Below are 5,157 nucleotides of genomic sequence, written 5' to 3'. Positions count from 1 at the left end.
ATTCCGGCTTCCGCCAAGGCCGCGAACCCCGCGGCAAGCCCCGAAAGGCCGTCGGCGATCTGCGGATTATGTTGGCGGTAGCTTTCGCCGTTGCCATCGAAATAGCCGGCAAGCCTGTCCATGCGGCCATTGACAAGAATGTCATAGGCGAATGCGCTGACGAGCGCCTTGTTGGCTTCGGTTTTGTCGAGATCCTTCAATTCGGTCGGCCCGTCGATCATCGTACGGCCGCTCGGATTGGGACCGGCGGTCTCCTGCAAATTGTCCCAATGCTCGACGATCCTGCCGTTCTCGAAGCGGAAGATGTCGAAGCCGATCTTCGGACCGAAAAAGTCGTACGCGGTGTGGGCAAAGACCAGATCGCCGTCCTGGAACACACGTACCGTGTTCACTTTCGCCGAGCCCGGAGGCAGCGCCGCAAGCAGGGCGCCGAAGCCAACAAGGCCGTCGGCCGCGCCGAGATTGTGCTGGATGTACTTGTCGGGATTGATCACGCCGACCGGCTCGGCGGCCGCGGTTTCAATGGCTTTGAGCAGGTCCACGACCTGCTTCTTCTGAATCGACATAGCGGTCTCCGTTTGAGCAAGGGCGATGTTTGCGGGTATGACGGCCGAAAGCGTGGCAAGTGCGGTGATGCCGAGCGCCAGGGCGGCCATGTGTCGGCGAGCTAAAGGAGTCATATATGTATCCAAATTAGTTGCACATTTATGTGACTAATATGGATACATATTGGCGTCAAGCCGATTTCTCAGCGTGACGGCCGGGTCAGGGCAGCGCTGTGAGGCGCTCTTCTGCGTTCAGGGAAACATCGCTGGCCATCGCGGCGATCGTGGTTTTGGCCAGTTCGGCATCGATTGCCGAGCGGACCCTCGCGATTCTTAGTCCGAGCGTCCTTTTGATGTTTCTGCCGACAGGACACATCGGGTTCGGCGCCTCATGCATGGCAAACACCTCCTGCGCCGCATCCATTGCGCGCCAGACATCGAGAAGTGTGATGGAACTCGCCGGTCGGGCAAGCAGCGCCCCGCCGCCGGACCCCATCTGCGATGTTGTCAGTCCCGCCTTGGCCAACTGCGACAGAAGCCGACGGATCAGGGTTGGGTTGGTGTTGACGCTGGACGCGATCAATTCCGACGTAGCCGGCGCGCCGGCCTGGCTCTCAAGGAACGTCAAAATATGGACGGCAACGGCAAAGCGGGTATTCATGGAAACAGTCTTTTCTGTCTGTGCTTATGTTAGGCACAGACCGAACCCGCTGCAAGGGTGCCTATCGCCGGCAGGCCTAGGCCGTTTGATGACTTGCTCAAGCCGAATAGCGCTCGGCGAATTCGGAGATGCGCTGGATCACCGCCTTGGGCGCATTGATGCCGCGCGCCACGGCCTTCTCCGCCGCCTCCGCCCGGGCGCGGCCCGGCACATGCACGCCATAGCGGCGGCGCAGGCGGTCGAGCTGGTCACGCATGCGCTGCTCGAAATCGGGGTCGAGCAGCTTGGGCTCGACGGCGAGCACGAACAAGCCCGTTCCCGGGCTGTCCGGGCCGCCGGTGAACCAGGGCGCGTCAAGCGACCAGTTGGCGCCGGAAAGGCCCGCCGCCAGGACTTCGACCATCAGCGCGATGTTGGCGCCGCGCTGGCCGCCGAAGGCAAGCATGGCGCCTTTCATGGCGGCCGCCGGGTCTGTGGTCGGGTTGCCGGTGGCGTCCAGCGCCCAGCCTTCGGGGATTTTCCTGCCCTCCTCGGCCGCCTTGCGGATGTTGACGAAGGCGGTGGCGCTTGACGACTGGTCGATGACGAGCGGCGATCCGTCGGCGGACGGAGCGGCAAACGACATCGGATTGGTGCAGTAGACCGGTTTCACCGAGCCGGAGCCGGCCAGCACCGCCGGCCCGTTGGTGGCGGCGAAAGACACCAGCCCCTGTGCCGCCAGCCGCCCGGTGAAATAGCCGAGCGCGCCGCAGGTGTAAGCGTTCTTCTGCGAGAAGATGGCGACGCCGAACAGTTTTGCCGCCTTGGCGAGATCCTCGACCGTGCGGTCAAAGCCGGTATGGGCGAGGCCGCCGCGCGCGTCGGAAAGATAGACCGCGAGCGCCGGCCTGGTGATGACCGGATCGGCATTGCCGTCGATACGACCGGCTTCGATCGCTTCGAGATAATCGATGAAATGCGACAGTCCGACCGCGACAAGCCCTTCCGCCTCGGCCGCGACGATCGAGGCGGCGAGCGACTGTGCGTTTTCCTCATTGGCGCCGGCGCCGAGCGCCGCCATCCGGCACAGTCCTGTTGCCTGGTCGAGACTGAGTTGCATGGCGATTGCCTTAGTGAGTAGCGAATAGTGAGTAGGGATTAGTGAGCGGTGACAAACGCGAACAGCCCTGCTCGCTGCTCGCCATCGACTACTCGCTAACCGATCTTGACCGGAATCCGCGCCTCGATCCGGCTGAAGGCGAAGACGAGAATGCCGGTGATGGCCATATAGATCAACGCCAGCAGCAGCAAGGGTTCATAGGTGAGGTAGGTATCCTGCCGCACCTTGGACGAGACGGCGAAGATGTCGATGACGCTGATCGTCGCCACCAGCGGCGTCGACTTCAACTGCAGCACCGTTTCGCCGGTCAGCGTCGGCAGCGCCCTGTAGAAGGCCTGCGGCAGCCAGATGCGGCGGAAGATCTTCCAGCGGCTCATGCCGAAGGCGCGTGCCGCTTCCAGTTGCCCCTTCGGCACGCCGGCGAAGGCGCCGCGCATGACCTCGCCCTCATAGCCGGCGAAGGACAAGGTCAGCGCCAACACGCCATAGGGCCAAGCCTGCCTGAGATAGGGCCACATCCAGGAGTCGCGAATCCATGGATATTGCGGAAACAGCGAACCGAGGCCGTAGTAGAGCAGCCAGAGCTGCAGCAGCAGCGGCGTGCCCCGGATGATGGTGCAGAACACCTTGGCCGGCATGGCGAACCAGAACGGGCCGCCGGCCTGCGCCAGGCCGAGCGGCACCGCCAGCAGGAAGCCCAGCGTGCAGGTGACGGCCAGGATCCACAGCGCCCGCCAGATGCCGATGAGACCCATTTCCCAATATTGCGGCAGCCAGTCCCAGCGCATGAAGAAGGCGGCGCCGAGGACCAGGCCCAGCGCGATCAGGATCAGCACGACGCGATGCGGCTGCAGCCACAGCGAGGCGCGTGCGACGGCGTTGATAACGACGGCTTCGTTGGCCATCAGCGCGCCTCCTTGACCGAAGGCATGCCGCGCCGCGCCCAAGCCTCGACGCGGCCGATGATCAAGTTGGAGAACAGCGACAGCATTAGGTAGAGAGCGCCCGCCGCGACATAGAAGGTGAGATAGGCCTTGGTGACGCCCGCGGCCTGCCGCGTGGCAAGCGTCAGCTCGAAGAAGCCGACGACTGCCAGCAGCGCCGTGTCCTTGGTGGCGATCAGCCACAGATTGGCAAGGCCGGGAATGGCGAACGGCAGCATCGCCGGCAGCGTTATGCGTCGCAAAAGCAGGCTTGGCGGCATGCCGTAGGCGCGCGCCGCCTCGATCTGCCCTTGCGGAATGGACAGGATGGCGCCGCGGATGACCTCGGTCGAATAGGCGCCCTGCACGAAGCCGAGCACGAAAATGCCGGCCGCAAGGCCGCTGATGTCGACGCGCTGATAGCCCATCGCCGTCAGCACCTGGTTGATCAGGTCGGTGCCGGCATAATAGAGCAGCAGGATCAGCACCAGTTCCGGCACGGCGCGCACCACCGTCGTATAGACGGCGAGCAGGTCGCGTACCACCGGCCCGCCATAGAGCTTGCCATAGGCGCCGCCGGTGCCGATCAGAAGCCCGAGGCAGGTGGCGCCGACCGCGATCTCGATCGAATGCAGCAGCCCGACCAACAGGGTTCCGCCCCAGCCCGGCGGCACGGGCGAGAGGAGTTCCATGATACCGGCCGCCGAGGCCGGAAGAAATGCGTCGATCAGCTTCGCCCCCGGATTGCTGGAGCCAGGACCGCCGGGCGCGATGCACCTGCGGAAAGCCTGCATGGACAGGTTGCGGCGAACCCACGCGGCGCGCAAAGGCGCCGCGTGGTCATTCGCTCATCAGCGGTCAGTTCGACTGCGCAGGGCCGCCGTAGATGTCGAAATCGAAGTACTTCTTCGTGATCTCGTCATACTTGCCGTTGGCGCGGATCGCCTTGATGCCGTCGTTGATCTTTGCCTTCAGGTCGGTGTCTTCCTTGCGCACGCCGGCGCCGATGCCCGGCCCCAGCACCTCGTCGTCCGGAGCCACCATGCCCTTCAGGTCGCAGCAGGCCTTGCCCTGGTCCGACTTGAGGTATTCGACAAGCGCGATCGAATCGGCCTGCACCGCATCGAGGCGACCGGCGGCGAGATCCTGGTTGGCTTCGTCCTGGGTCTGGTATTCCTTGATTTCCTGCGCCTCGGTGAAGTGCTTCTTGGCGTACACCGCGTGTGTGGTCGATACTTGGACGCCGATCACCTTGCCCTTGAGGTCGTCCGGCGTGGCGCCGAATTTCTTGTCCTTCGGGCCGATGATCGCCGGCAGCGTGTTATAGTACTTGTCCGAGAAGTCGATCGTCTTCTTGCGTTCGTCGGTGATCGACATCGAGGAGACGATCAGGTCGATCTTCTTGGTGGTCAGCGCCGGAATGATGCCGTCCCAGGCGACGGGCGTGATGACACATTCGAGCTTCTCCTCGGCGCAGACGGCATCGATGAAGTCGATCTCCCAGCCGACCCATTTGCCCGACGCATCCGGCGAGGTGAAGGGCGGATAGGGCTCGGCGGCGACGCCGATCTTGACCGGATCGGCCCTGGCCACGCCCATCGCGGCGACGCCGAGAAGCAGCGCCGCGGCAAATGCTTTCAGAACAGTCTTCATTTCAGGACTCCCATTTTGTTGTGTTCCCGGTTTTCGCCCCGCTTCACGCCAGCACTAGCCGACGTTGCGGAGGAATCGTGGTCAATCCAGCGCAGGTCCGGGCCTTTGCCAACGCGCTCGGCAAGCGGGCCAAGACCGATCCGATCGATGCTGCCGTCATCGCAGCCTTCATAGCTGCGACCAAGCCGGAACTGCGGCCGCTGCGCGATGCCGAGACCAGGACGTTGGCCGATCTCGTCACGCGCCGGCGTCAGATCGTGCAGATGATCGTGGCCG

General features: G+C 63.8%; 5 protein-coding genes and 2 pseudogenes. 1 reads left to right on the top strand and 6 read right to left on the bottom strand.

Features of this window, described 5'->3' with window-relative positions; genetic code table 11:
* The 6 genes and pseudogenes from EN738_RS30625 to EN738_RS30600 all read right to left on the bottom strand — a co-directional run.
* Positions 1 to 656: pseudogene (locus EN738_RS30625) on the bottom strand (hypothetical protein); the annotation flags it as partial.
* Positions 657 to 765: 109 nt separating this feature from the next.
* Positions 766 to 1,206 carry an Rrf2 family transcriptional regulator gene (locus EN738_RS30620; RefSeq protein WP_127286875.1) on the bottom strand — a complete coding sequence of 147 codons (441 nt, stop codon included), beginning with the start codon at positions 1,204 to 1,206 and terminating at the stop codon, positions 766 to 768.
* 97 nt (positions 1,207 to 1,303) lie between these two features.
* Positions 1,304 to 2,305 carry an Ldh family oxidoreductase gene (locus EN738_RS30615; RefSeq protein WP_127286874.1) on the bottom strand — a complete coding sequence of 334 codons (1,002 nt, stop codon included), beginning with the start codon at positions 2,303 to 2,305 and terminating at the stop codon, positions 1,304 to 1,306.
* A 95-nt stretch (positions 2,306 to 2,400) separates the two neighbouring features.
* Positions 2,401 to 3,210, bottom strand: a complete 810-nt coding sequence (locus tag EN738_RS30610) for an ABC transporter permease (RefSeq protein WP_127286873.1) — start codon at positions 3,208 to 3,210, stop codon at positions 2,401 to 2,403.
* Positions 3,210 to 3,875: an ABC transporter permease gene (locus EN738_RS30605; RefSeq protein WP_127286876.1), complete on the bottom strand. Its 666-nt coding sequence runs from the start codon at positions 3,873 to 3,875 to the stop codon at positions 3,210 to 3,212. The genes EN738_RS30610 and EN738_RS30605 overlap by 1 nt, the downstream gene beginning before the upstream one ends.
* Before the next feature lie 211 nt (positions 3,876 to 4,086).
* Positions 4,087 to 4,881: a transporter substrate-binding domain-containing protein gene (locus EN738_RS30600; protein WP_127286872.1), complete on the bottom strand. Its 795-nt coding sequence runs from the start codon at positions 4,879 to 4,881 to the stop codon at positions 4,087 to 4,089.
* Positions 4,882 to 4,955: 74 nt separating this feature from the next.
* Between EN738_RS30600 and EN738_RS30595 the strand changes: the two are divergent.
* A pseudogene (locus EN738_RS30595) lies at positions 4,956 to 5,157 on the top strand (transposase); the annotation flags it as partial.

It is taken from the genome of Mesorhizobium sp. M4B.F.Ca.ET.017.02.2.1 (genome assembly GCF_003998955.1).
Classification (GTDB): Bacteria; Pseudomonadota; Alphaproteobacteria; order Rhizobiales; family Rhizobiaceae; genus Mesorhizobium; species Mesorhizobium abyssinicae.
Note: the sequence above shows the minus strand (reverse complement) of the source record. Positions and strands in the feature narration are given on the sequence as shown.

Excerpts from the sequence above, each read along its gene's own strand:
- EN738_RS30620 (WP_127286875.1), bottom strand. The coding sequence starts at position 1,206 with ATGAATACCCGCTTTGCCGTTGCCGTCCATATTTTGACGTTCCTTGAG.
- EN738_RS30615 (WP_127286874.1), bottom strand. The coding sequence starts at position 2,305 with ATGCAACTCAGTCTCGACCAGGCAACAGGACTGTGCCGGATGGCGGCG.
- EN738_RS30610 (WP_127286873.1), bottom strand. The coding sequence starts at position 3,210 with ATGGCCAACGAAGCCGTCGTTATCAACGCCGTCGCACGCGCCTCGCTG.
- EN738_RS30600 (WP_127286872.1), bottom strand. The coding sequence starts at position 4,881 with ATGAAGACTGTTCTGAAAGCATTTGCCGCGGCGCTGCTTCTCGGCGTC.